This window comes from Sorangium sp. So ce834, from assembly GCF_051521425.1.
Lineage (GTDB): Bacteria > Myxococcota_A > Polyangia > Polyangiales > Polyangiaceae > Sorangium > Sorangium cellulosum_D.
This window is the reverse complement of the sequence record NZ_CP150351.1, coordinates 1,816,192-1,839,899: the sequence shown is the minus strand read 5'-3', so window position 1 is coordinate 1,839,899 and position 23,708 is coordinate 1,816,192. Positions and strand designations below refer to the sequence as shown.

The window sequence follows — 23,708 nt, the reverse complement described above, 5'->3', positions numbered from 1 at the left end:
GCGGCGAACCCTCGTCGCGGCAAGCTTTCCGCTGGGCGGCCTCCCGATTGCATTGCCCCGGCCGCGCTGGGGGGGAATCGAGGAGGTTGGAATGGCGAACGAGCAGAAGCAGGGAGTCGGCGCGCAGGGACAGCAGGGCTCGGGTCTACAGGAAGGCCGCAGCGAGAGCAGCGTTATCCCCGACAAGGACTACAACCTGGTCAGCGTGCTCTACCATGCTCTCCAGGGCGCAGAGACCTATTCGAAGTACGTTCAGGACGCGCAGAAGCAAGGTGATCAGGAGCTCGCCTCCTTCTTCGGCGAGGTGCGGCAGGAGGAGCTGCGGCTCGCGGAGCGCGCGAAGCAGCTGCTCGGCCAGCGGCTGAGCGGCGGCGGGCGCGCGGGCCAGGGCGGCACGCGCGGCAGCGCCTGACGCGCTCCAGCGGTCGAATCGACGAGGCGTCAAGGACGCCAGGGGAGCGCGGTCTTCCTCTGGCGCGCTTGGCGCCTTGTTTTGTCGTCGACGTGCGAGGGACGAGCCGTGGCGGGCGCCCGCTCCCTGCGCGCGCCGGAGGCTCGCGCGTGCGAGAGCCTCCGTGGTATGCGCATGCGCCATGCCCCTCCCCAAGCACCCCCGCGCCGTCATCACCGGCGCCGCCTCGGGCCTGGGCCGCGCGCTCGCCGTCGAGCTCGCGGGCCGTCAGGCGAAGCTGCTCCTCGCCGACCTGAACGAGGAAGGCTCCCGGGAGACGGCGCGCCTCGTCGCCAGCGCCGGCGGCGAGGCGCACGCCGTCCGCTGCGACGTGAGCCGCAGCGATGAGGTCGCCGCGCTCGTGGGCGAGGCCGATCGCGCCCTCGGCGGCGTCGATCTCGTCGTGAACAACGCGGGCGTGTCCGCGGGCGGGCAGGTCGGCGAGACCCCCCTCGAGGACTGGGCGTGGGTCATGGGCGTCAACCTCTGGGGCGTCATCCACGGTTGCCACGCGTTCGCGCCGCGCTTCAAGGAGCAGAGGAGCGGGCACTTCCTGAACATCGCCTCCGCCGCCGGCTTCCTCTCCATTCCGGGCGCCGCCTCGTACTGCGTGACCAAGGCCGGGGTCGTCGCCCTCTCCGAGACGCTGCGGCTCGAGCTCGCCCCGTACGGCGCCGGCGTGACGGTGCTCTGCCCGACCTTCTTCAAGACGCAGATCGTCGAGAGCGGACGCGGGTTCGATCAGGCCACCCGGGAGGCCGCCCGCAAGCTCATGGGGCGCAAGGGCGTCCAGGCCGACTACGTGGCGCGGCAGGCCATCGAGGCGGTCGATGCCGGCCGCCTGTACGCGGTGCCCCACCGCGACGGCCGGTGGATGTGGCGGGTGAAGCGAGCCCTGCCCGAGCTGCTCCAGGACGTCGTCATGCCCCGGCTGACGCGGAAGGTGCACTGATCCGGAGCGCGCCGGCCACGGCGGGCTGACGAGGCGCAGGTCGGCGAGCTCCCGCTCGCGCACGGCCGCGCGCGCAGGGCGCCGGCATGACGGCGCTCTGTCCTACCTGCTCCATGCCCCCGGGATGAACCGCAAGATGCGAGAGCCCGGGTTCTCGAAAATCGATGTGATCCAACTCATGAGATCACCTCGTCTTCCGGAGAGCAGGTAAGGAGAGCGGGCTCGCTCGAGAGGCCTTTTCTTCCGGCAATACGGGCAGATACCTGGCGTCGTGGAGGGGCGCTCGCTTCATCGCGCCTCCGGATCGTCGCGTGTGCGTCGGACCGCGCCGACCTCTGGTATCGTGGCATCTCCTATGCGTTCGCCGCTCCCTCCGCCCCTCGCCCTCGTCGCCCTGCTCCTGCCCGCGTGCAGCTCCACGGCGCCTCCGGGGCCCGAGGACAGGCTGCTCCGGTTCGAGTCCCCCGACGCCGCGGTCGAGATCAACACCGCGCCCTTCGCGCTGCGCATCCTCGACGCCGAGGGCAACACCGTGCTCGCGACCGTGAAGGGGGCCGGAGACGGCGCCTACGGCGGCCCCGCGGCCACGATCGACGAGGCCGTCCACCGCGCGGGCTTCCTGCCCGGCTGGGACGAATTCACGCCGATCGAGGGCCCCTGGCGGCGCGCCGCCCACGCGACGGTCCGCGCGGAGCGGAGCGACGGCGCCACGCTCGATCTCGCCCGCGACGGGCTCTTCCTGACGCTCGACGTGTCGCTGGAGGGCCCGCGCGTCCGCCTCGCGCTCGACGCCCGAGAGGCCGAGGACCAGGGCGAGCCGATCGCGCTGAACAAGACGAGCCTCTCGTTCGCGCTCCGCCAGGACGAGCACTTCTACGGCCTGGGCGAGCGCTTCGCGACCGTCGATCACCGGGGCCAATCGCTCTACGCGTGGGCGGAGGAGGGCGGCCTCGGCCAGGGCGAGGACGCGCCCGCGGGGCCGGGCAATCCGTATCCGAACGGCCCCTCGATGACCTATTTCCCCGTGCCGTTCTTCCTCTCGAGCCAGGGCTACGCCGTCCACGTCGACACCACGTTCCGGAGCGAGGTCCACCTCGGCAGCGAGGCGAGCGACGCGTGGCGGCTGGCCGTCGACGCGCCTTCGTTCGCGACCACCATCTACGTGCGATCCGAGCCGCTCGCGGCGATCGCCGATTACACCGAGGACACCGGGCGCCCCCCCGTGCCCGCGCCGTGGGTGTTCGGCCCGCGGCGGCGCGTCAACCGAGGATCGATGATCGACGGGGTCGACGAATACCTCCTCATGCGTCAGCGCAAGATCCCGATCACGGGGATCGACGACGCCCTCCACTTCCTCCCCGCGCTCTCGCACCTCGGCGTCGAAGCCGAGCTCGCGCAGTGGACGAGCGACCTGCACGCCGCCGGCTACAAGGTCATGGCCTACAACAACCCCTACATCGCCGAGAACGCGCCGAACGCCGAGGCGGACTACACCTACGCAAAGGACCATGGCTTCCTCGTGAAGGGCCCGGACGGCGAGCCCTCGCTCACCACCTTCATCTCCGGCCAGCTCCTCACGGTGGCCGCGGTCGATCTCACGAACCCCGACGCGGTGGCCTGGTACAAGGACCTCCTGCGCCGCACGCTCGACCTCGGGTACGACGGCTGGATGCACGATTTCGGCGAGTACACGGCGCACGACGCCGTGTTCCACGACGGCCGCCGCGGCGCCGAGGTCCACAACGAGTTCCCGGTCCTCTCGGCGCGCGCGGCGCACGAGCTCCTGGAGGAGGAGCGCCCCGGCGATTACCTCTTCTTCGTGCGCTCGGGCTACCGCGGGACCCAGGCGTTCGTGCCCGCGGTCTGGGGCGGCGACGCCGAGGCGACCTTCGACGAGACCCAGGGGCTCCCGTCGGCGGTGCGCGGCGGGCTCAACCTGTCCATGTCGGGCGTGCCCTACTGGGGCAGCGACGTGACCGGGTTCAAGTGCATCACCAGCGCTCCCAACGACAAGGAGGTCTTCCTCCGGTGGGTCCAGCTCGGCGCCGCGTCGCCGATCATGATGGAACAGGACGCGTGCTCCAACCCGGTCACGAAGAAGACGAAATGGAAGCTCTGGAACGACCAGGAGACCCAGGACGTCTATGCGAAGTACGCCCGCCTGCACACGCGCCTCCTGCCGTATTTCATGACGCTGGCCCAGGAGGCGGCGAAGAGCGGCAAGCCGCTCTCGATGCACCCGTTCCTGCTGCACCCGCGCGACCCGGCGGCGTGGTCCGTCGATGACGCGTACTACCTGGGCCCGGCCCTCTACGTGGCGCCGGTGGTGCGGCGCGGCGAGACCTCGAAGACGGCGTGGCTGCCGCCGGGCGCCGAGTATGTCGATCTCGACGATCTCACGGCCTACGCGGGCGGCCGCGAGCAGGTGATCCCGGCGCCGCTCGAGAAGCTGCCGCTCCTGCTCGTCTCGGAGCAGATCCTCCCGCTGCTCGACCCGAGCATCGACACGCTGGCGCCCGCGACCGACCCGTCGGTGGTGACGCTCGAGCAGGTGAGCGACCGGCTCGACGTCCTGGTGGCGCTCCGGCCCGGCGGGCGCGCGCGCCTGACGCTCGCCGACGGCACAACGCTCGAGGCGTCGCGCGGGGCGGAGCAGGGCAACCCGGGCGCCCTCGAGGAGGCGAGCGCGGCCACCATCGAGGCGTGCGCGTCGTGCTTCCTCGCGACGAGCGAGGGCGGCGTGGAGCGCCTCCGCGCCACCTCGAAGCTCGCCGACAGCTCGGAGATCGCGCTCGAGGACGTCACGCTCACCGCGAAGGGCGGCCCCGCGCGCCGCGTGCGCTGGGACGTGCTCCGGCTCCGGCCGTGAGCGCGTCCGGGGGCGCCGCCCGCCGCGCCGCCGTTCTGCCTGGAACGCCGGGGTTCCCCGGGGGAACGCCGGGGTTCCCCGGGACCGCCAGCTTGTGGCGCCGCCCGCTGACCCGTTGTAAACGCGGAGCGTGACCCAGGCGCGCTCGATCTTCGCCCCAGGACTCTTCGGCCATCAGGTCGCCCTCGTCACGGGCGGGGGCAGCGGGATCGGCCTCGCGTGCGCGCGCGAGCTCGCGTCTCTCGGCGCCAAGGTCGCGATCTGCGGCCGCAAGCCCGACAAGCTCGAGGCGGCCGCGAAGGCGCTCGCCGAGGACGGCGTCGCCGAGGCCGACGTGCTCGCCGCGCCCTGCGACATCCGCGAGCCGGAGCAGATCGCCGCCTTCGTCGGCCAGGTCCTCGGGCGCTTCGGCCGTATCGACGTCCTCGTGAACAACGCCGGAGGCCAGTTCCCGAGCCCCGCCGTCGACATGACCCCGAAGGGCTGGGAGGCGGTCGTCCGCAACAACCTGAACGGCACCTTCTTCATGACCCGCGAGGTCGCGCGGCGGGCGATGATCCCGGCCCGGCGCGGCCGCGTCGTGAACGTCACCGCGTCGGTGAGCCGCGGCTTCCCGGGCATGGCCCACACCGGCGCCGCGCGCGCGGGCGTCGAGAACCTCACCCGGTCGCTCGCCGTCGAGTGGGCGGCGCACGGCATCCGCGTCAACGCCGTCGCCCCCGGCAGCAACATCCGATCGAGCGGCACGTCGCAGTACGGCGACGAGCTCCTCGAGCTCGCGCGGCGCGCCACCCCGCTCAAGCGCCTCGCCACCCCGGAGGAGGTCTCGCGGCTCATCGTCTTCCTCGCGAGCGACCAGAACGACTTCATCACCGGCGCGGTCTACGGGATCGACGGCGGCCAGCCGCTCTGGGGCGACATCTGGTCCATCCCCGAGCCGGAGGGCGCGCCGGGCGCTCCGCCGGACGGCAAGGGCTGAAGGGGCGCGGCGTGACCTACCCGCCCCCGTCCGCCGCCGGCCAAGCCGCACCGGAGCCCACCTCCGGCGCGCTCTCCGACGCCCTGGCGCCGCCGTTCGGGCCGCCGTCCGCGCCGCCGTCGTCCGCGCCGCCGTCGTCCGCGCAGCCGCCGGCCGAGCCGCCCACCTGGCTCGGGCGCGTCGCCCGGCGCGTGCGCGACTACTTCCTCGCGCTCGACCCGACCTTCCTGTCCGCGGCCGCGCCGCTCGCCGTCATCGCGATCATCCTCTTCACGCGCGCCCCGTCGACGAACTACATCTTCGACGAGCAGGAGGCGCTCCTCGCCAACCCGTACGTGAACGCGAAGGGCGGGCTCCGCTTCATCGACGCGATCCACCGCGATTTCTGGGGCCTGCCGCCCGACCGGAGCGTCGGCTCCTACCGCCCGCTGCCGAACTTCCTCTGGCGCACCGTCTGGGCCGTCACCAAGCAGCCGTTCTTCCATCACTTTTACAACGTCCTCTTCCACGCGGCGAACGCCGCGCTGCTCACGTGCGTCACGTTCTGGCTCACGCGCAGGCGCGGGCTCGCCTACCTCGCCGGGCTCATCTTCGTCGGCTGCGCGGTGCTCACCGAGGCGGTGAGCGGCATCGTGGGCATCGCCGACGTGCTCGGGGGCCTCGGCGCGATCGCCGCCCTCGCCGCCCTGGCGCTGCCCGCGTGGGCGATGCCGTTCGGCGTGTTCGCGGCCGTGCTCTTCGGCCTCTTCTCCAAGGAGAGCGCGCTCGTCTGCGTGCCGCTGATCCCGTTCGCCGCCCTGATCGCGGCGCCGCTCACGCACCCCACGCGGCCGGCGCGGCTCGTCCGGTCGCTCCTCGCCCTGCTCGCCGCGGGCGCGGCGTTCGTGCTGTACGTCGAGCTCCGGCGGCGCTGGTTCCCGGCGCCCATGCCGGCCGAGCTCGCGGCGCCGCTCCCGGAGGGGACGCCGCTCGCGAAGCGCGCGCTGCACGACCTGCTCGTCTGGTTCCACCAGGCGCCCCTGCCGCGCGATCCGCTCAACAACCCGCTCAGCACCGCGGACACCCCGCACCGGATCGCCGGCGCGCTGCGCGTCTACTGGCGCGGCCTCACCCAGGTCGTGTTCCCGTGGACGCTCAGCGGCGACTACTCGTACCCGCAGGAGCCGGCGCCCGACCGGCTGGTCTTCTTCGGCAGCGTCGCCGGCGCCGCGCTGATGGCGCTGCCCCCGCTCGGCTCGCTCGCCCTCTGGATCGCGGCCCTCCGCCGCGAGCACCTCGAGCGGCGCGAGCGGCGCTCGGTGCGCGCCGCCTTCCTTGTCGACGGCGGCCAGGCGACGTCGCGGCGGTGGTCGCTGCTCCTCGCCGGGGCCCTGCTCGCGGGCGCGGCGGCCGCGCTCGCCGCGTACGACTGGCACGTGCTCCGCCCGGCGGGGCGCGTCCCGCTGCTCCGGGCGCTGCCGCTCGTGCTCTGGCCGCTGCCGTTCCTGCCCGCGCTGCTCCTCGGCCTCGGGCTGCTCGTCGAGGGCGGGCGCCCCCTGCCCTGCCCCGCGACCGCGGACCGGAGCGCCTGGGTGCCGCTGCGCCGCGGCTACGCGGGGCTGTGCCTCCTGGCGATCGGGCTGACCTGGGTCGTGGTCAGCTACTTCCCGCACTCGAACATCCCGGTCGTCCTGCCGACGGTGCGCGCCGAGCGCTTCTGGTACTTCCCGGCCATCGGCTCGTCGCTGGTCCTCGCGGTCGCGTTCTCGTGGCTGCACGAGGCGCTCGCGGGCACGACCCTCGCGCCGCGCAGGCGCTGGTCGTGGCGGGCGTGGCTGACGCCGGCGCTGTTCGCGCTCTTCTTCGGCTTCCAGTGCCTGCAGGCCTACCGGCACGCGATGGACTACCGCAACGATCTCGACTTCTGGGCGGCGACGAAGGACGCCGTCCCGAACAGCGCCAAGGCGCACCTCAACTACTCGGTCATGAAGGGCGCCCGCGGCGACCTCCCGGCCCGGCTCGCCTCGAGCGAGATCGCGGTGGAGCTCGCCCCGACCTGGCCGATGGCCCACGTGTACACGGGCGACACGCTCTGCCGCATGCACCGCGCTGACGAGGCCTTCCCGCACTACCGGCGCGGCATGGAGCTCGGCCCGAACGAGCTGAGCCTGATCGCGCTCGCGCTGCAGTGCCTGCACGACGAGCAGCGCCTCGCGGCGCACGAGGCGGAGCTCCGGCAGCTCGCGGAGGAGCACCCGGGGACGTGGCTCGCGTACCTCGCGGTCGACACGCTCGACAACGGCGCGAAGCACGGGGGGGTGGATCCGAAATACCGGCCGCGCGGCTACAACGAGGGGCCGAAGGAGTGACCGCGGCCTGGCACGTGTACATCCTGCGCTGCGGCGACGGGTCGCTGTACACGGGCATCGCCCGCGACGTGGAGGCGCGCCTGGCCCAGCACGCGGCCGGGCGCGGGGCGCGGTACACGCGCGGCCGGGGGCCGCTCGCGCTGGTCCACGTGGAGTCCGCGGCCGACAAGGGCGAGGCCCTGCGGCGGGAGGCGGCCATCCGGCGGCTCGGGCGCGCGGGGAAAGAGGCGCTCGCCGCCGGAAGCGGGAGCGCTCGGTGAAGGGCCGCCCCGTCCAGCGCCCGAGCGAGCGCGCCCTCGCGGCGCGGTCACCCCCACGACACGTCGAACTCGCAGGCCTTGGCGCCGCGGAAGCGGCAACGGGTGTGCAGGCAGCGGCCCTCCCGGGCGCCCATGTGGGACATGAGCCGCTCTTGCCATACCGGGATGCCCACCGAGCAGGTGATCGGCCCGGGGCCGCGGTCCGGGAGCCGCGACGCGGTGAGGCGGACCGTGAAGCGCTTCGGGGCGACCTCGCTCGCCTCCATCGTGCCCTCGTCGAAGTAGCGCTCCCACAGCGAGGCGGACCTGCGCAGCACCGTGGCGGGGGACGCGGCCTTGAGCAGCACCGTGAAGAACCGATGCAGGTCCTCCTCGGCGATGGCGCTGGCCACGGGCCGGAAGCACTGCGGATGGCCGCCGCCGAACAGCGTCATGTAGCGGTCGGTGAGGCGGTTCCAGAGGCCCACCGGGTACCAGCCGTGCGGCAGGATGATGCCGCCGACCTGCGCGGCTTCCTGCGGGCTCAGGCCCTCCAGCCACCGCTCCACGCCGGCAGCGCCGTGCTGCGCGGTCACGAAGTTCTTGAACCCCCCCAGCGCGTTGCCCTTGACGTTGCTCATCGAGTCGCTCCACCGGGCGGCCATCGCCAGGCCCGTCGCGTGCCGGGTGCGGCGGATCCTGACCAGGGTCCCGGGCAGATGCAATCGCGTCGGTCGGGCGCTCCGCAGAACCGGCGGGCGTGGTCGTCGGCGCGCTGTCCGCCGGCGGGCGCCGTACTACAATCGCCGGCGTGAAACCGTGCCCCTTCTGCGCGGAGCAGATCCAGGACGCCGCGATCAAGTGCCGCTTCTGCGGCAGCATGCTCGAAGAACGAGCGCCTGCGGCTGCCGCGGCCCTGGCCGCGCCGCTCGCCCCCGCGCCCGGCGCGCTCTCCCCTGCGCCTGGCGCGGCCTCCCCTGCGCCCGGCGCGCTCGCCGCCGCGCCGGGCGGGGCGCGCGTCCTCTTCGAGGGGGCGCCGAGCTGGAAGGCGTGGTTCTGGTCCTACGTGGCCGCGAGCGTGCTCTCGCTCGTGCTGGTGGGCCTCGTGTGGCTCGGCATCCTGCACTGGAAGCGCAAGAGCCTCCGCTACAAGATCACCGACCGCACGATCGACTATGAGGCCGGCCTGCTCACGCGTCGGGTCGAGACCCTCCAGCTCTGGCGGGTGCACGACCTCGACCTCCGCCAGACGTTCATGGAGCGGCTGCTCGACATCGCCGAGATCCGCGTGTTCACGCGGGACGCGAGCGATCCGGAGCTCGTGATCCGGGGCCTTCCGGCGTCGCGCGAGCTGTTCGAGGCGCTCAAGAACGCGGCGGAGCTCGCGCGCCAGCAGCGCGTGCTCGGGGTCGTGCAGTAGCGCGGCCTTCGCGCCGGCGCAGGCCAGAGAGGAGCCCCTACCATGTCTTCCAGGCGATCCCCGTTCGACGATCTTCCGGATGTGCGCGACGGCCTGACGCGCGCCGAGCGCATCATCCTCTGGAAGCTCTCCGAGCTCGAGCGGGAGTTCAACGGCCGCAACGTGCCCACGGCCACGCTCTACGGCCGCGTCGTCGAGCACATCGATCTCTCGGTTCCCGAGTTCCAGCGCCTCATGCAGCGCCTCGTCGGCGTGCGCTGAGGGCGCCCCGGAGCGGCTCGCTCCAGCGCGCGGCGCCCCTCTCCAGCGCGCGGTGTCCCTCTCCAGCGCGCGGTGTCCCTCTCCAGCGCGCGGTGTCCCTCTCCAGCGCGCGGTGTCCCTCTCCAGCGCGCGGCGCCCCTCGTCAGGCGGCCCGCTGCTCGAGCGCCACCCGCTGCTCGAGCGCGGCCCGCAGCGCGGAGACCGAGGCGCTGCGCAGGTACACGACGGGGGCGCCGTCCGTCGCGAGGGTCTGCATCTGATCGCGCAGCGCATGCGAGACCATCGTCACCATGATCACGATGAGCGCCACCTTGCCCGCGCCGTGGCGCGCGCCCGGGGGCACGCGGTTCTCGTAATGGCGCAGCGACCAGCCGTGCTTCTCGACCACATCGCGGTAGCGGCTGGACATGCCGCCGCTGCCCCCGATGACCAGCACCGTCTGCTCCTCGCGCTTCCTGTCGACCGCCTGGGAACACCGCTGCGCCTTCATGCGATCCCCCTGGAGCAAACCGTAAGCCACGCTCTCCAGCGCGCCATTTTCGGCGGAATCCTCGCTATCGGGCTCTATTCCCAGGCAAATTGTCGTTGCCCCGGGAGGCCTCTTGTCACCGTGACATGAGGAGCGCGCGAGAGGCGCCGCGCCCCAGAGAGAGCTCCCATGGAGCCACGCTCCTCGAGCGGGCATTGCCGCGCAAATCTCGCGGTCCGGGTCTATTCCCCGGCAGAATGTCGCCGCATCGCGGAGGCCTCTGTCATCGTGACATGGCGCGCGTGACGACCGGACGCTGCCCTGCAGTCGCGAGCATCGGGGAATATTCCCGTTCACAGCAGCCGCCGGCGGTGCGGTCAGCGAGGATCCGGAAGACAGGGGACGACCGCGAGCGCCCGCCGAAGCTCGACAGCGCCGCAAGGCCGTCCCTCGGTCCAGGGACATCCACGAGCACCGAGACAGACCTACATGCCGTCCCGGTTGCGCGCGGCGGATGCGCCCGCGGGCGGTGGCCAGGCTCGGCGGGGAGCAGGGCGCAACATGATTAGTTTGCAACACTAACAATCGCGGGCGCGCTCCGGACACACGCGACGGCGACCGCCGGCGACCTCGAGCTGTGGTAGGGAGCAGCACCCCCCCTGCCCTGCCATCATGTCTCCCGCCGCGCCGCCCAGCGACCCGCTTCCGCCTCCGCAGGGCACCGTCGAGCCGCCTCCGCAGGGCACCGTCGAGCCGCCTCCGCAGGGCACCGTCGAGCCGCCTCCGCAGGGCACCGTCGAGCGCTGGGCCTGGGATTACGTCCTCGCGACCGATCTCGCGCACAAGCTCGAGCCGCCGCCCGTGCCGTCGGTCTGGGAGCCCGACCCCGCGCCGCCACGCCGCATCGCGCGCCCGGGCCGGCCCGCCGAGCTGCGCATCTCCGCGCGCGCGTCGAAGAGCCCGGGGCCCGAGGCGCTGCGCAACCCGGCGCGACGCGCGCAGCTTTTCCACGCGTTCATGCACCACGAGCTCCAGGCCGCAGAGCTGATGGCCTGGGCGCTGCTCGCCTTCCCGGAGACGCCGCGCGCGTTCCGCGGCGGCCTCGTCCGGATCGCCCTCGACGAGGTGCGCCACATGCGGCTCTATGCCGCCTACCTCGCCGCGATCGGCCACCGCTTCGGCGACTTCCCGGTGCGCGACTGGTTCTGGTCGCGGGTGCCCGCCGCCGCGTCGCCGGCGCAGTTCGTGGCGGTGATGGGGATGGGCCTCGAGGGGGGCAACCTCGACCACACCGCGCGCTTCGCCGAGCGCTTCCGCGCCATCGGCGACGACGAGGGCGCCGCGCTCACCGAGCGGGTCTGCGCCGAGGAGATCCCGCACGTGCGCTTCGGGGTCCGCTGGTTCCGCCGCTTCACCCAGGCGCCGGGCGGCGCATCGCCGCACCCGCCGGGCGGCGCATCGCCGCACCCGCCGGGCGGCGCATCGCCCCACCCGCCGGGCGACTTCGAGACGTGGGTCCGCCACATCCCGCCGCCCCTCTCGCCGCTGCTCATGCGGGGCGAGCCTATGAACCGCCGCGACCGGACCCGGTCCGGCCTCTCCGAGCCGTTCCTCGACGCGCTGGCCGCATGGACCGAGCGAGCGCCTGGGTCCTGAACTTCGACGCCGACGAGGAGCTCGCCCGCCCGGCGGGGTACACCCCTCGCGCCGCGGTCGCCGGCCGGGCTCCGGAGCTCGCCGGCCGGGTCGTGGCCCTGCTGCGCCCCGGCGACGTCGTGCTCAGCCCCGACCTCCCCGCGCCGCTGGTGCCGCCAGCACCGCCCGGCACCGCGCTCGTCGGCCGCGCGTGGTGCCCCACGCCCCGCGCCCAGCGCCTCCTCGGCCGCGCCGGCGTCCCCCTCGCGGACGCGCCGCCGCTCGAGGTGCTCCGCCGCGTCAACCACCGGAGGTTCTGCGCGGACCTCGGCCAGACGCTGCCGGGCGCGCGCCATGTCGTCACCCTGGCCGAGCTCGAGGCCGCGATCGCCGCGCCCACGCCGACCGGCCACTGGCTGCTCAAGCGGCCGTTCGGCTTCGCCGGGCGCGGCCGCCGACGGGTCGCCCGCGGCGCCCTGCCGCCCGACGCGCGCCCCTGGGCGGTCGCGTCGCTCGACCCCGCCTCCCCGGACAGCGGCCTGCAGGTCGAGCCCTGGGTCGAGCGCCGCGGCGACTTCTCGCTGCACGGCCACGTCGCCCGCGGCGGCGCGGTCCGCCTCGGCGCCCCCTGCGTCCAGCGCTGCGACGACCGCGGGGCCTACCTCGGCGCCGGGCTCGCCGGCGAGGGCGACCTCGACGGCGACGAGCGCCGGCGGCTCGTCGAGGCCGCGCTCGAGGCGGGCGAGGCGCTCGCCGGCGCGGGCTATTTCGGGCCCTTCGGGATCGACGCCTTCCGCTGGGAGGACGAGCGCGGGGGCCTGCGCTGGAATCCCCGCTGCGAGATCAACGCGCGGTACACGATGGCGTGGGCGATCGGCATGGGCAGCGCCCGGCCCGACCTCGAGTGACCGGCGCGCGACGGACACCCCGCGGAGGCCGCGCTCCGATCCCGACACCGACTTGTTGCACAAGAGATCGGCCGCTTCCTCTATAGCGGTGCTCCGACGACGAGACGAACCGTCGAGACGCCGGGAACGCCGCGATGGCGGATCTCCGGGCTCTCCTGGCATCCTCACGACGTTCTCGATCCATTTCGCTGTACACGACGCAGCCGAGCACCGCGCTGGCAGCTCGTCCCCCGGTCGTCTCTGATCTCATGAGAGAGGGACGGCGCGGCGCCGGTCAGCGCGCGCTCCCGGCGATCGGCCGCGATGAGCGCGCGAGAGGAGGGATCGACATGAGTCTTCCGGCAAGGACAGGAGCGCAGCGGCCAGCGCGGCGTCGCGCGACCGAGGGGCGGCGCAGGGCGCTTTCGCTCGCGAGCGCCGCGGCCATCGCCGCGCTGCTCGCGGCGTGCGGGCCGGAGGGAGCGGGCGCGGAGCCGGGGCCGTGCGGCGGCGCGACGTGCACCCCGGACCAGGTCTGCGTGTACCCGCCGGGCGACTGCGGCGAGGGAGGCATCGTCCCCGGGAACTACGGGGTTTGCCAGCCGCGCCCCACGTCGTGCGACACCGCCACGCCCCGGGAGGTCTGCGCGTGCGATGGGCGCGTCTACGCGAACGCCTGCGAGGCCGCGCGGGCCGGCGTGAGCATCGGGAGCGGCGAGGAGTGCAGCGGCGCCGCGCCGCCAGGGACGATCGCCTGCGGCAGCTACTTCTGCGACGCGGCCTCCGAATACTGCCAGAGCGTCGAGGATCCGCACGACGAGCTCTTCAAGATACCGACGCGGAGGACGTGTGAGGAGATACCGACCACCTGCATGGCAGAGCCGTCCTGCGACTGCCTGGCCGCCGCCGCCGCCGATCCCCGCGAAGGCGATTGCTCCAGCGCGCCGGCCTGCACACGAGGCGAGTCGGGGAGCTTCGCCGTCCGGTGTACAGGAGATCTGTATTGACACGCCGCCGCGCCGAGCACCACGTGCCGGCCTGGCGAGGGTGCCTCCCAGGGCCGGACAGACGTCCTCGGCGTCGCCATCATGCCACATCGAGCGCCAGCGGCACATCATGGAAAGGACACCGAATCACCACCAAAACGTTGAGGCTTTAACAAGAGGTCTTCCCGTAACTTGCTCGCGCAACGCCCACATCGAGACTCGAATCCAGAGGAAGGAAGGCACGCACTCATGCAGAATTCGCGCGCGCGAGCTGAATTACCCGGACACAAGCGAATGACGGCGAGCTGGTCTCGGCTGTCGATCGGCGTCCTCTGCGCCGCCCTCCCGGCGATCGCGGTCGTCAACGCCTGCGGAGCCGAGGGCGAGATCGAGGAGATCTCGGAGGCGCAACAGGCGCTGACCACCGTCTCCTTCCAGCAGGGATCGCTCCCGAGCTCGTCGTACGCGGGCTCGACCGACGCGACGATCCGGCAGGCCGCCGCCACCACCAACTACGGCGGGGCGACCACGTGCGAGGCCGACGGCGACGACGGCTCGGGCGTGGACAAGTCCTGCCTGCTGAAGTGGACCCTCTCCGGCATCCCCGCGGGGAGCACCGTCCAGTCGGCGTCGATCACCCTCCAGGTCACCGACGGCTCCTCGAACACCTACAACGTCTACGAGGTGAAGCGCTCGTGGGACGAGTCGCAGGTCACCTGGAACAACGCGACCTCCACGACGGCGTGGGCCACCGCGGGCGCGATGGGCTCGACCGATCGCGGCAACCTCGTGGGCAGCGTCACCGGCAGCGCCGGCTCCAGGACGATCACCCTGAACGCGGCCGGCGTGGCGCTCGTCCAGGCGTGGGTCGACGGGACGTCCAACAACGGCATCGTCATCGCGAGCTCGTCGAACACGGACGGCATCGACTTCGCCTCCTCGGAGCACGCCACCGCGGCGCAGCGGCCCAAGCTCACGATCACCTACGGATCGTCGAGCGGCACCGGAAGCTCGACCGACCCGGGGCTCCTCATCGCCTTCATCGGCGATCAGGGGAACAACGGCAACGCGGACGCGGTGCTCAATCTCATCAAGAACGAGGGCGCCACGGCGACCATCCACAACGGCGACTTCGACTACGCCAATAGCCCGGCGGCGTGGGAGAACCGGATCAACAGCATCCTCGGCCCGAACTATCCTTATTTCGCCATCATCGGCAACCACGACGCCGCGGCGTGGGGCGGCAGCAGCGGGTACGCCAGCTACATCCAGGCCCGCCACGGGCGCGTGCCGGACATGAACTGCACGGGCGAGCTCGGCGTCAAGGCGACGTGCAACTTCCACGGGCTGTTCATCGTGCAGTCCTGCATCGGGACGAGCGAGCTCCGCTCGACCTGCGCCGCCAACGCGGCCGATCAGGTGAGCTTCATCCAGGACGCGCTCGCCAATGACAGCTCGATCTGGTCGGTGTGCGCCTGGCACAAGAACCAAGCCGACATGCAGGTCGGCGGGAAATCGAACGAGGTCGGCTGGAGCGCCTACCAGGCGTGCATGAACGCCGGCGCGATCGTCGCGACGGGGCACGAGCACTCCTACTCGCGCACGCTGACCCTCACCGACGTCGGCAACGCCTCGACCGGCCACGGCAAGACGGGCGCCTTCGACCTGGTCGAGCTCGGCCCGAACCGAAACTTCGTGTTCGTGTCGGGCCTCGGCGGCGTGGGGATCCGCGATTACGAGGCGGCGAGCCACGACGACGACACGTGGTGGTCGTCGTACTACGCGAGCAACAAGTGGGTGAAGAACGGGACGCTGATGTCCGGCATCGCCGACTACGGCGCCCTGTTCATCCGCTTCAACGTCGGCGGGGACCCGAAGCGCGCGACCGCGTACTTCAAGGACGTGGACGGCCGCCTCGCGGACGAGTTCACGATCCAGGTCCAGTAAGGCGCAGGGCGCGCCCGCGCCGTCGGGCTCCGCGGCCGCGGGGCCCGCTTCCTTTCCCGGGCTGGCGCGGGGAGCGCGCCGAGGGCGCCCCGCTCGACACCGAAGATCGCCCGCAGATCGAGCTCATGCGGGCGATCGAGGGCGCGGGCTATGGCCAGGCTGCGTGGAACATCAATCGGCTGCTCGAGCGTCGCGCGCTGCCGGCCGGGGTCGCCGCGTGGCCGGGCGCGGTTTCCTCGGACCGAACGGTGCTGCGCGGTTGACGCTGGCGCGCGACCCCTTGTAGGAACGGCCACCTCTGAACGGAGGAATACGAGGAGACTCATGATCGTGAATCGACGCTATGTTGCGCTGGCCTCCATCTGCCTCACGTCGATGCTCGGAGCGTGCGGGGACGACGATGTCGGCGATTCCGGTACCGGCACCACCTCGAGCGGCACGAGCACGTCCTCGGGCACGGGGGGCGAGGGCGGGGCTACGTCGTCCACCTCCTCAGGCACCGGGGGTGAGGGCGGCACCGGTGGCGACGGCGGTACCGGCGGCCTCGGGGGTGACGGCGGTACCGGCGGCCTCGGGGGTGACGGCGGTACCGGCGGCACCGGTGGGACCGGCGGCGCGGGCGGTGGGACCGGCGGCACCGGTGGGACCGGCGGCGCCGGTGGGACCGGCGGCGCCGGTGGGACCGGCGGCGCGGGCGGTGGGACCGGCGGCGCGGGCGGTGGGACCGGTGGAACCGGCGGGACCGGCGGCGCGGGCGGTGGGACCGGCGGCGCCGGCGGGACCGGCGGCGCGGGCGGTGGGACCGGCGGCGCGGGCGGTGGGACCGGCGGCGCGGGCGGTGGGACCGGTGGAACCGGCGGCGCTGGCGGCGAGGCCGCTACCTCCGCCGTCGGCACCGGCGGCGACGGTGGAGCCGGCGGCGACGGTGGAGCCGGCGGTGACGGTGGAGCCGGCGGCGGACCGGCCTACGCATTCCAGCGGGTGGTCGGATTCTCCACGCCGGAGAGCTGCTACTGGGATCCGGAAGACCGGGTCTGGTACGTGTCGAACATCGGTGGAGATGCCGAGGCGGGCTGGATCAGCCGCCTCGACGAGAACGGAACGGTCCTCGACGCGACGTGGATCGATGGGCTCAACGATCCGAAGGGGATGCGGGTCTTCGAGGGCGTCCTTTACGTGGCCGATGTCGACCGCGTGCTCGGCATCTCCCTCTCGGACCACACCATCACCGAATACCCCATCCCCGGAGGCATCTTCGTCAACGACGTCGCCGTCGACGAGGCCACGGGCCAGGTCTACGCCTCGGATTCGCTCGCGCAGGCAATCCATCGCTTCGACGCGAGCGACCCCGCGAGCGCCGAGCTCTTCCTGCAGTTCGACGACGTCACCGGCCCGAACGGCATCCTCGTCGACGGCGGATCGCTCGTCATGGTGGGCAGCGGGGAGCTCTCCCCGTCGGGCGAGCTCGGGCCGGTCCTCTCCATCGCCCTCGCCGACGGCGCCATCACGCGCATCGGCGATGTCGCCGGCAAGTTCGACGGCGTCGAGAAGGACGGAGACGGCCTCTGGGTGTCGGAGTGGACCTCGGGCAAGATCTTCCGGGTCTCCGCCGACGGCACCTCGACGGTCGCGTACGACCTGGCCGCGGATCACGCCCTCGGCTCGGCCGCAGACATCGGCTTCGATCCGGAGCGCCGCATCCTCTGCGTCCCCGATCTGAACGACAGCGTCGCGTTCGTCACGGCGGAGTAGGCCTGCTCGGCTCGCCGTGGCGGACCGCCGGAGCGCTCCACGGCGGGCCGCCCGGGCGCTCCACGGCGCCCCTCGCACGCGCTCCCCGGCAGCCCGCCTGGGCGCTCGAAGCCGGGCCGCCGGTCGGGTACGCTGCGCCCCGAACATGAGACAGCCCGCGCCGCGTTCCCCTGACGCCTCGGCCCCCGAGGCCCACGCGAACGCGCCCTCGCGGCCCTCGCCGCCATCGTCCAACGCCACGACCCTGGTCCAGAGGCCGCGCGTGCCCGACGCCTTCGGGGAGGCGCCGACCATCGTGTACATGCCGAGCGACGAGCCCGGCCGCGCGCCCGACAACGCCGCGCCGGGCGCGGCCGGGGGCGCCGCGGCCGCCGCCGCGCCCGGCGGCCGGGAGCGCGGCGCCATCGACGACGTCACCCTGCGCATGCCGCCCAAGGCCGGCGCCCCGGGCGGGGATCACGACGACCGCACCCTCAAGATGCCCGCGCGGCCGGCGCGGTCCACCGCGGAAGACGACGCGCCGACCGTCAAGGCCGAGCCCAAGGCCTCCTTCGTCGAGCTCGACGCCGAGGCGCAGGAGGAGGGCCGTCCCCAGGACCTCAAGTCGGCCGCCCGCGCCTTCTTCAAGCGCCACCACAAGAAGCTCTGGTGGCTGCACACCGCCTATGCGCTCAGCCTCGGCGCCTTCGTGGTGGCCTTCGCGCAGAAGGGGTTCCAGCACGCCCGCTTCCTCGCGATCTCGGTCAGCGTCGCCTGGCTGCTCGTGCTCCTCTTCTTCAGGCTCTTCGGCACCGGCGCCCGCCAGGACTTCGCGACGGCGTGGCGCGGCGCCCGGCTGCGCTTCCTCGTGATGACCTATGTCCTGAAGAACCTCTATCAGGGCATGCTCTTCTTCCTCCTCCCGTTCTACTGGAAGAGCGCCAGCCTGGACGCGCCGAACCGGTGGTTCGTCCTCCTCCTCGGCGCCTGCGCGGTGCTCTCGACGCTCGATCTCGTCTTCGACCGCGTGCTCATGCGCTGGAAGACGCTCGCCTCGGTGTTCTACGGGGTGACGCTGTTCGCCTGCCTGAACCTCGTCATCCCCGCGCTCCTCCCCAACACCCGGACGCTCTACACGCTGCTCTCCGCCGCCGTCGTGTCCGTGCTCGGCTTCTGCACGCTTCACCTGCCGTTCGGGGCGCTCTGGAGCCGGATGGGCCTGGTGTTCCTCGTCATCGCGTCGGCCGCCGGGGTCGGGCTCGCCTACGGCACGCGGGAGATCATCCCCCCGGTGCCGATGCACCTGTCCTCCGCGGCCGTGGGCCCCTCGGTGCTCCCGGACGGCCGCCTGGCCATGTCCGTGAAATCGTTACATTTTTCCGTGATTCGGGAGCTCCGCGCGGTGACCGACGTGGTGGTGCCGGGCGGCGATGGAGACCGCCTCGTCCACGTGTGGCGGCACGAGGGGCGCGAGATCCTCCGCGCGCCCGAGGAGACGCTGCGGGTGCCTGGCCCCGAGGGCGCGGTGCGGCTCAAGTCGCAGCTCGTGGGCGGGAGCCTGCCGCGCCGCCTGGCCGGGCACTGGACCGTGGATGTCGAGACCGAGGACGGCCAGCTCGTCGGCCGCACCGCGTTCGAGGTGACCGAATGAAGGCATCGCTCCAGGGCGACCGGGCCGGCGCCGCGCAGCGCGCGCGCTGGGTCGACGCCGGCAACATGGCGAACGGGTTCCTCGTGTTCGGCAACGTCGTCACGGGCTTCATCGCGATCGGCAACGTCGCCCGCGGGTTCATCGCGATCGGCAATGTCGCCGTCGGCGTCGTCGCGATCGGCAACGTCGCGTTCGGCGTCGTCGGCGGGTTCGGCGCGACGATCGCGGTCGGCGCCTTCGCCGCCGCGGGCGTGCTCTCCTTCCCGGTGCTCGACGGCGTGGCGGGCGTGGCCAGCGCGACCGATCTGCACCTGGTCCTGTCGGTGTTCCCGATCGTGCTCTGGTTCCTCGCGGCGCGCCTCTTCCCGGGGCAGCGCGCGCCCCGCCCGGGCCCGAGCCCCGAGCTGACGCCGCTCCGCGCGCTGCTCCGCGGCGAGCGCCCCGAGGGCTGGGTCCGCGCGCGCGTCGAGCGGGCGGGCGCGGGCGCGCTCCGGCTCGCGCAGGGCGGCGCGCGGATCGAGCTGCCGGCGACGCCGGAGGCGCTCGTCGCGGGCGGGGCGCTGCTCCCGGAGGGCGGGAGCGCGCGGCTGTTCGCGTACGTGCGGGCGGAGGAGCACGTGCGCGGCGGCGAGGGCGGCTACCGCGAGGCGCAGCGGCGGGAGCGGGTCCTCACCGTGGCGGACCTGGTGAGGCCGCCGGCGTGGGTCCCGCCGTGGATCGACGGCGGCGAGGCGCAGTGGTGGCTCTCGCGCGCGTGGAAGGTGGGGGCGGTCGCGGCGGCGGTCCTGAGGGCGGCGCAGCTCGTGGCGGGCGCGATGGGGTGAGCGCCCGCCGCCTCGACGCACGCCGGGCCAGCGCGCCTCGAGCACACCTGATTCCGCCTGCCGGACGCCCGGCCGTCGCGTGGGCGCGTCAGATCTCGGCCGGGAGGCGCTGGTTCTACTCGGGATCGACGAAGCCGGTGATCTTCGCCAATTCCCGCCGCAACAGAACATCGCGCTCCACGAGGAGGCGGTCGAGCTCCTCGTCGGAAGCATACGCCAACCTTCGCTGGCGCTCCGCGACCCGGCTGTCGATCGCCCGGACCATGCGCACCGCGAGCCACGCAGCAGCGATCGACGCCATATCGGACGCAATGAACACATACCGGGACCGGATGAACTCCGCCACGGTCAGCTGCGGCATGACAGAGACCAGCCACCCGAGGCCGCGGCTCGCGAGATAGAGCCCCCACCACGCGCTGAGCGCGGCATGGTGCACCGCGCCCGCCCGCGGGGCGTGCGCCATCTCGACGCGCCGGTAACCACCCCCGCCGTCCAGGAGAGGGCGCGGCGCAGGCTCGGGCACGCCCGCCGGAGCAAGGCCGTCGTGGAGATCGCGCAGCACCCTGTACGGCTGCACCAGGTTCACGACGGGAATCAAGAATGCCAGGACCGACTCGGACGGCGTCCAGGAAAAACCCCGCACGGGATCCAGCTCGCCAGCCAGCGCGACAGCCCTGGCGAGCCAGCGCAGGAACAACACGCCCGCAAGGAGCCCGAACCCCAGCTCGAGCAACCCCCCGGCCTCACGGAGCGTGTTGGCAAGCTGCCACGTCGACGCCGAGACCTCGGTCGAGCCGAGCAACACAATGTGCCATGCCCCGACCAGCGCCGTGAACGCCGCCACCGCCCCCATCAAGATCAGCCCGGCCACCGCCGCACGAGCGCGCCGGCGCACGACACCGACGTCGCGGCTCCACCCCTCCCGAGCTTCGGCCCAACCGCTCACGACGAGCGAGGCTATCAACGGAACGCAAGTCCGACCAGGGATGGCTGGACTCCTGCGCCGCTTCGCGGCGGCTTCGCGCAGCGTGGCTGTACGGTGGGACGGCCGTACGAGCCGGTACGTGCCCGCCGACGTCAATCGTCCACGATCGCCGGGCCCCCGCTGTACACCACCGCGTCGAGGAGCCGCTCCTCCCGCACCAGCGCGAGCGCCGGCGCGTCCCGGCGGATCGAGATGCTGCCGCCCGCGTCCGCGAACCCGCACGCCTCCGCCCCGCGCCGCGAGCCGATCTCCCAGAGCGCCTCGGCCGGCGTCGCCCCGCCCTCGCCCAGCAGCGTCACGCGCTTGCCCGTCCGCAGCCGCTCGCCCAGCTCGACGCCCCGCAGGTCCTCGAACGGATCGGTGATCACGTGGCTGTCGATCCCCACGCACAGCCGCACCCCCGCCCCGCCCAGCGCCCCGACGTCGGGCAGCCCGTCGCCGAGGTCGCGCTCGGTCGTCGGGCACAGGCACGCGAACGCCCGCGCCGCGCCGAGGAGCGCAGGCTCGTGCGGCGCGAGGTGCGTCGCGTGCACCGCCACGAAGCGCTCGCTCAGGACCCCGCGCTCGGCCAGGAGCTCCACGGGGCGCCGGCCCGTCTCGGCGAGGCACGCCTCGATCTCGGCCGGCTGCTCGGCCACGTGCATGTGCACCATGAGCCCGCGCTCCGCGGCGTACCGCGCGATCTCGCCGAGCCACGCCGGGGGCACGGCGCGGACGCTGTGCGGCGCCACCCCGACGCGCACGTCCTCGCAGCCCGCGTAGCGCGCCCGGAGCGCGTCGACGTCCGCGAGCGCGGCGTCGAGCGAGCCGTCCGAGAACCGCCGCTGCGCCCCCTCGGGCGCCCGGCCCGCGCCGGCGCGCGCGTAGACGACCCGGAGGAGCGCGATCCGGAGGCCCTCCGCGCGCGCGGCCTCGATGACCGCGTCCGCCAGCACCGTGCGATCCGCGTAGGGCGCGCCGTCCGGCTGGTGGTGCACGTAATGGAACTCGCCCACCGTGCGGACGCCCGCGGCGCGGAGCTCGCGATAGGCCACCTTCGAGATCGCGTGAATGGACTCGGGCGTGAGCGACGCCGCGAGCGCATACATGGCGGTCCGCCACGACCAGAAGTCGTCCGACCCCGACGGCCCCGGCCGCTGCGCCTCCCCGCGCATCCCGCGCTGGAACGCATGGGAATGGGCGCTCGCCAGCGCCGGCAGCGCGATGGCCCCCGCCGTCAGCCTCATCGCCGCTCGGCCTACCACGCCGGGGAGGCCGGCGGAAGGCGCGGCGCCCTCGCGCTGCGGGTCACTCCTCTTCCGGTTCCGGCAGCGCGAAGAGCGCCATGCAGCCGGTGCTGAGCTTGCCGCAGGCCGCCATGACCGCTTCGGTGTCCCGTTCCTGGTCGTACCACGCCACGGTGAGCGCGCCGCACTCGGGGAGCACGTCGAGAGAGTACGCTCTCGTCGCGGCGGCGCACGCGTCGAGCTCCGCGATGGTCGCCGTGCACTGCGTGGGCTGCACACAGGGTCGCTCCTGCAGCTCTGCGAGGAACTGCTCGATCTGCGCCGCCTGCTCCGGGTCGGCCATGCAGCTCTCGTAGTGCTCGGCGCACCTCGCTCGCACCCCGGCGTCGTCGGTCCCGGGATTGTCCCCGAACTTCGCGCCCAGCACGCCGAACATGCGGCAAAAATAGTTGATGTCCAGCCGGTCGGCCTCGCACGTGCGGTATCCCTTGCACGCCTGCTCGGCCTCCGCGGGCGTGAGCTCATCGACCACCGCCGACGGGTCGAGCCCCGTGCACGAGGCCTCGCCGGTCCGCTCGCCGCCCGTCGCTTCCTCCGGCGCCGGAGCCCCGTCATCCCCGCAGCCGAGGCCCGAGAGACCACAGGCCAGGCACACCCCCACCACACCTGCCCAGAACGTCGATCGCATGCTTCCAAGCTCCCTTGAAGGAATCAGGATCAAGCTCCGCCCCACCGGCGAAACCACCTTTCCTTACGCAGGGCCGCTGTCGCTTCCCCCTCGTGTCCGGCGTCACAATGCTGCTGTCGCCGCCGCGGCGGGCGCGCGCATCGCGACGGCCGCCGCGCGGGCCGCCGCGGCCGCCTCAGGCCTTCGGCTCGACCTCGAGCTCGGGCAGCCCTTCCAACTTCACCTCGACCTCGGCGGCGGGCGGCGGCGCGGGGACCTCCTCGCGGCGGGCCGCCATGACCGTCAGCGCGCGCGGGAGGCACTCGACCGCGAGGGGCGTGGTCCCGACCTCCTCGCCGTCGATGAGCACGCGCTGCGGCGGATCGGTGCTGATGAGGACCCGCCGGGCGGCGAGGAACCCGATGTTGTCGCGCTCGGCCGGCTCGCCGTCGATCGCGGTCCTCAGGAGGTGCAGGCCCGTCGCGACCGCCTCGACCAGCGTCGTCGCCGACACGATGGTGACGTCGAGCCGCCCGTCCTCCGGCGACACGACCGGCGGCCCCTGCGCCAGCACCGTGCGCGCAGGCGCCATGTTCGCGACCGTCACCGCCACCGCCCGGCAGTGGATCCGCTGGTCGTCCGTCACGATCTCCACCCCGAACGGCTCCAGGCTCATCAGCTTCTTCAGCCCGGTGCCGATGTACGCGAGCACCCCCCAGCGCTGCTTGGCGTCCTGCGGGGTCTCGCCCACGGTGTCGGCGTGGAGCCCGACCGCCGACAGCAGGATCATGGTCCGCCCGTTCGCGCGGGCGGCGTCGATGCGCGTCGGCTCGCCGCGGACGAGGACCTCGATGGCCCCCTCCAGGTCGGCCGGGATGCCCAGCGTGAGCGCGATCGAGTTCGCCGTGCCGAGCGGCAGGATGCCCAGGCACGTGTCCGTGCCGAGGAGCGCGGACGCGACGCTCGAGATCGTCCCGTCGCCGCCCGCCGCGATGACCAGGGGGGCGCCTTCGCGGCGCGCCGCGTCGGCGCACGCGGCGGCGCTGCGGTCCGCGCTCGTCTCGTAGACGCTCAACGCGAACTCGCGCTGGAGCCGCGAAGGAAGCGACTCGACCGCATCCCCGGCGTGGCCTGCAGCAGGGTTGAAGATCAGCGCCGCTCTCCGCTCGGTCATCGCCGTA

General features: G+C 73.2%; 22 protein-coding genes. 16 read left to right on the top strand and 6 right to left on the bottom strand.

Annotated features, from left to right (window positions below; all coding sequences use genetic code 11):
- The first annotated feature begins 91 nt into the window (after window positions 1–91).
- From WMF20_RS06745 to WMF20_RS06720, 6 genes are all read left to right on the top strand, one after another.
- Window positions 92–412, top strand: coding sequence for a hypothetical protein (locus tag WMF20_RS06745; RefSeq protein WP_437611703.1), 321 nt, complete (start codon window positions 92–94; stop codon window positions 410–412).
- A gap of 181 nt (window positions 413–593) precedes the next feature.
- The gene (locus WMF20_RS06740; RefSeq protein WP_437611702.1) at window positions 594–1,403 is read left to right on the top strand and encodes an SDR family NAD(P)-dependent oxidoreductase; all 810 of its coding nucleotides are present in this window, start codon (window positions 594–596) and stop codon (window positions 1,401–1,403) included.
- Window positions 1,404–1,758: 355 nt separating this feature from the next.
- Window positions 1,759–4,272, top strand: a complete 2,514-nt coding sequence (locus tag WMF20_RS06735) for a TIM-barrel domain-containing protein (protein WP_437611700.1) — start codon at window positions 1,759–1,761, stop codon at window positions 4,270–4,272.
- Window positions 4,273–4,402: 130 nt separating this feature from the next.
- Entirely contained in the window at window positions 4,403–5,251 is an 849-nt protein-coding gene (locus WMF20_RS06730; RefSeq protein ID WP_437611698.1) for an SDR family oxidoreductase, read from the top strand.
- Window positions 5,252–5,262: 11 nt separating this feature from the next.
- Window positions 5,263–7,599 carry a tetratricopeptide repeat protein gene (locus WMF20_RS06725; RefSeq protein ID WP_437611696.1) on the top strand — a complete coding sequence of 779 codons (2,337 nt, stop codon included), beginning with the start codon at window positions 5,263–5,265 and terminating at the stop codon, window positions 7,597–7,599.
- Window positions 7,596–7,859 (top strand): GIY-YIG nuclease family protein, encoded by a 264-nt coding sequence (locus WMF20_RS06720; RefSeq protein ID WP_437611694.1) that lies wholly within the window; start codon window positions 7,596–7,598, stop codon window positions 7,857–7,859. Before WMF20_RS06725 ends, WMF20_RS06720 begins: the two co-directional genes overlap by 4 nt.
- 47 nt (window positions 7,860–7,906) lie before the next feature.
- On the opposite strand, the gene WMF20_RS06715 is transcribed toward WMF20_RS06720, so the two are convergent.
- Window positions 7,907–8,479, bottom strand: a complete 573-nt coding sequence (locus WMF20_RS06715; RefSeq protein ID WP_437611692.1) for a hypothetical protein — start codon at window positions 8,477–8,479, stop codon at window positions 7,907–7,909.
- A gap of 170 nt (window positions 8,480–8,649) precedes the next feature.
- Between WMF20_RS06715 and WMF20_RS06710 the strand changes: the two genes are divergently transcribed.
- The gene (locus WMF20_RS06710) at window positions 8,650–9,258 is read left to right on the top strand and encodes a PH domain-containing protein (RefSeq protein ID WP_437611690.1); all 609 of its coding nucleotides are present in this window, start codon (window positions 8,650–8,652) and stop codon (window positions 9,256–9,258) included.
- A 42-nt stretch (window positions 9,259–9,300) separates the two neighbouring features.
- Window positions 9,301–9,519 (top strand): hypothetical protein, encoded by a 219-nt coding sequence (locus tag WMF20_RS06705; protein ID WP_129573568.1) that lies wholly within the window; start codon window positions 9,301–9,303, stop codon window positions 9,517–9,519.
- A gap of 142 nt (window positions 9,520–9,661) precedes the next feature.
- Here the strand turns inward: WMF20_RS06705 and WMF20_RS06700 are convergent, their stop codons facing one another.
- Entirely contained in the window at window positions 9,662–10,039 is a 378-nt protein-coding gene (locus WMF20_RS06700; RefSeq protein ID WP_437611688.1) for a DUF2325 domain-containing protein, read from the bottom strand.
- 621 nt (window positions 10,040–10,660) lie between these two features.
- Between WMF20_RS06700 and WMF20_RS06695 the strand changes: the two genes are divergently transcribed.
- The 8 genes from WMF20_RS06695 to WMF20_RS06660 all read left to right on the top strand — a co-directional run bounded on the left by WMF20_RS06695 (window position 10,661) and on the right by WMF20_RS06660 (window position 19,649).
- Window positions 10,661–11,644 carry a ferritin-like domain-containing protein gene (locus WMF20_RS06695; protein WP_437611686.1) on the top strand — a complete coding sequence of 328 codons (984 nt, stop codon included), beginning with the start codon at window positions 10,661–10,663 and terminating at the stop codon, window positions 11,642–11,644.
- A complete protein-coding gene (locus WMF20_RS06690; RefSeq protein WP_437611684.1) occupies window positions 11,617–12,531 on the top strand; it encodes a hypothetical protein in 915 nt (304 codons plus the stop codon). The genes WMF20_RS06695 and WMF20_RS06690 overlap by 28 nt, the downstream gene beginning before the upstream one ends.
- Before the next feature lie 329 nt (window positions 12,532–12,860).
- Complete coding sequence (locus WMF20_RS06685; protein ID WP_437611682.1) at window positions 12,861–13,517, top strand: hypothetical protein; 657 nt, start codon at window positions 12,861–12,863, stop codon at window positions 13,515–13,517.
- A 273-nt stretch (window positions 13,518–13,790) separates the two neighbouring features.
- Window positions 13,791–15,443, top strand: a complete 1,653-nt coding sequence (locus WMF20_RS06680) for a DNRLRE domain-containing protein (RefSeq protein ID WP_437611680.1) — start codon at window positions 13,791–13,793, stop codon at window positions 15,441–15,443.
- A 125-nt stretch (window positions 15,444–15,568) separates the two neighbouring features.
- Entirely contained in the window at window positions 15,569–15,706 is a 138-nt protein-coding gene (locus WMF20_RS06675; RefSeq protein WP_437611678.1) for a hypothetical protein, read from the top strand.
- Between the two features lie 61 nt (window positions 15,707–15,767).
- Complete coding sequence (locus WMF20_RS06670; protein ID WP_437611676.1) at window positions 15,768–17,195, top strand: SMP-30/gluconolactonase/LRE family protein; 1,428 nt, start codon at window positions 15,768–15,770, stop codon at window positions 17,193–17,195.
- A 262-nt stretch (window positions 17,196–17,457) separates the two neighbouring features.
- Window positions 17,458–18,825: a DUF5924 family protein gene (locus WMF20_RS06665; RefSeq protein ID WP_437611674.1), complete on the top strand. Its 1,368-nt coding sequence runs from the start codon at window positions 17,458–17,460 to the stop codon at window positions 18,823–18,825.
- Window positions 18,822–19,649, top strand: a complete 828-nt coding sequence (locus WMF20_RS06660; RefSeq protein ID WP_437611672.1) for a hypothetical protein — start codon at window positions 18,822–18,824, stop codon at window positions 19,647–19,649. Before WMF20_RS06665 ends, WMF20_RS06660 begins: the two co-directional genes overlap by 4 nt.
- A gap of 115 nt (window positions 19,650–19,764) precedes the next feature.
- Here WMF20_RS06660 and WMF20_RS06655 read toward each other — a convergent pair whose 3' ends face one another.
- The 4 genes from WMF20_RS06655 to WMF20_RS06640 all read right to left on the bottom strand — a co-directional run bounded on the left by WMF20_RS06655 (window position 19,765) and on the right by WMF20_RS06640 (window position 23,701).
- Window positions 19,765–20,595 (bottom strand): DUF4328 domain-containing protein, encoded by an 831-nt coding sequence (locus WMF20_RS06655; protein WP_437611670.1) that lies wholly within the window; start codon window positions 20,593–20,595, stop codon window positions 19,765–19,767.
- Window positions 20,596–20,726: 131 nt separating this feature from the next.
- On the bottom strand, window positions 20,727–21,860 hold the full coding sequence (locus WMF20_RS06650; RefSeq protein ID WP_437611669.1) for a formimidoylglutamate deiminase: 1,134 nt from the start codon (window positions 21,858–21,860) through the stop codon (window positions 20,727–20,729).
- A 61-nt stretch (window positions 21,861–21,921) separates the two neighbouring features.
- Entirely contained in the window at window positions 21,922–22,548 is a 627-nt protein-coding gene (locus WMF20_RS06645; RefSeq protein ID WP_437611667.1) for a hypothetical protein, read from the bottom strand.
- 175 nt (window positions 22,549–22,723) lie between these two features.
- A complete protein-coding gene (locus WMF20_RS06640) occupies window positions 22,724–23,701 on the bottom strand; it encodes a YegS/Rv2252/BmrU family lipid kinase (protein WP_437611665.1) in 978 nt (325 codons plus the stop codon).
- Window positions 23,702–23,708: the final 7 nt, after the last annotated feature.

What these genes read in the sequence shown, in the direction of transcription:
- WMF20_RS06695 (WP_437611686.1), top strand. Translation starts at nt 10,661, where the DNA reads ATGTCTCCCGCCGCGCCGCCCAGCGACCCGCTTCCGCCTCCGCAGGGC.
- WMF20_RS06640 (WP_437611665.1), bottom strand. Translation starts at nt 23,701, where the DNA reads ATGACCGAGCGGAGAGCGGCGCTGATCTTCAACCCTGCTGCAGGCCAC.
- WMF20_RS06685 (WP_437611682.1), top strand. Translation starts at nt 12,861, where the DNA reads ATGAGTCTTCCGGCAAGGACAGGAGCGCAGCGGCCAGCGCGGCGTCGC.
- WMF20_RS06690 (WP_437611684.1), top strand. Translation starts at nt 11,617, where the DNA reads ATGGACCGAGCGAGCGCCTGGGTCCTGAACTTCGACGCCGACGAGGAG.
- WMF20_RS06715 (WP_437611692.1), bottom strand. Translation starts at nt 8,479, where the DNA reads ATGAGCAACGTCAAGGGCAACGCGCTGGGGGGGTTCAAGAACTTCGTG.
- WMF20_RS06745 (WP_437611703.1), top strand. Translation starts at nt 92, where the DNA reads ATGGCGAACGAGCAGAAGCAGGGAGTCGGCGCGCAGGGACAGCAGGGC.
- WMF20_RS06660 (WP_437611672.1), top strand. Translation starts at nt 18,822, where the DNA reads ATGAAGGCATCGCTCCAGGGCGACCGGGCCGGCGCCGCGCAGCGCGCG.
- WMF20_RS06740 (WP_437611702.1), top strand. Translation starts at nt 594, where the DNA reads ATGCCCCTCCCCAAGCACCCCCGCGCCGTCATCACCGGCGCCGCCTCG.
- WMF20_RS06705 (WP_129573568.1), top strand. Translation starts at nt 9,301, where the DNA reads ATGTCTTCCAGGCGATCCCCGTTCGACGATCTTCCGGATGTGCGCGAC.
- WMF20_RS06675 (WP_437611678.1), top strand. Translation starts at nt 15,569, where the DNA reads ATGCGGGCGATCGAGGGCGCGGGCTATGGCCAGGCTGCGTGGAACATC.
- WMF20_RS06680 (WP_437611680.1), top strand. Translation starts at nt 13,791, where the DNA reads ATGACGGCGAGCTGGTCTCGGCTGTCGATCGGCGTCCTCTGCGCCGCC.
- WMF20_RS06670 (WP_437611676.1), top strand. Translation starts at nt 15,768, where the DNA reads ATGATCGTGAATCGACGCTATGTTGCGCTGGCCTCCATCTGCCTCACG.
- WMF20_RS06645 (WP_437611667.1), bottom strand. Translation starts at nt 22,548, where the DNA reads ATGCGATCGACGTTCTGGGCAGGTGTGGTGGGGGTGTGCCTGGCCTGT.
- WMF20_RS06650 (WP_437611669.1), bottom strand. Translation starts at nt 21,860, where the DNA reads ATGAGGCTGACGGCGGGGGCCATCGCGCTGCCGGCGCTGGCGAGCGCC.
- WMF20_RS06735 (WP_437611700.1), top strand. Translation starts at nt 1,759, where the DNA reads ATGCGTTCGCCGCTCCCTCCGCCCCTCGCCCTCGTCGCCCTGCTCCTG.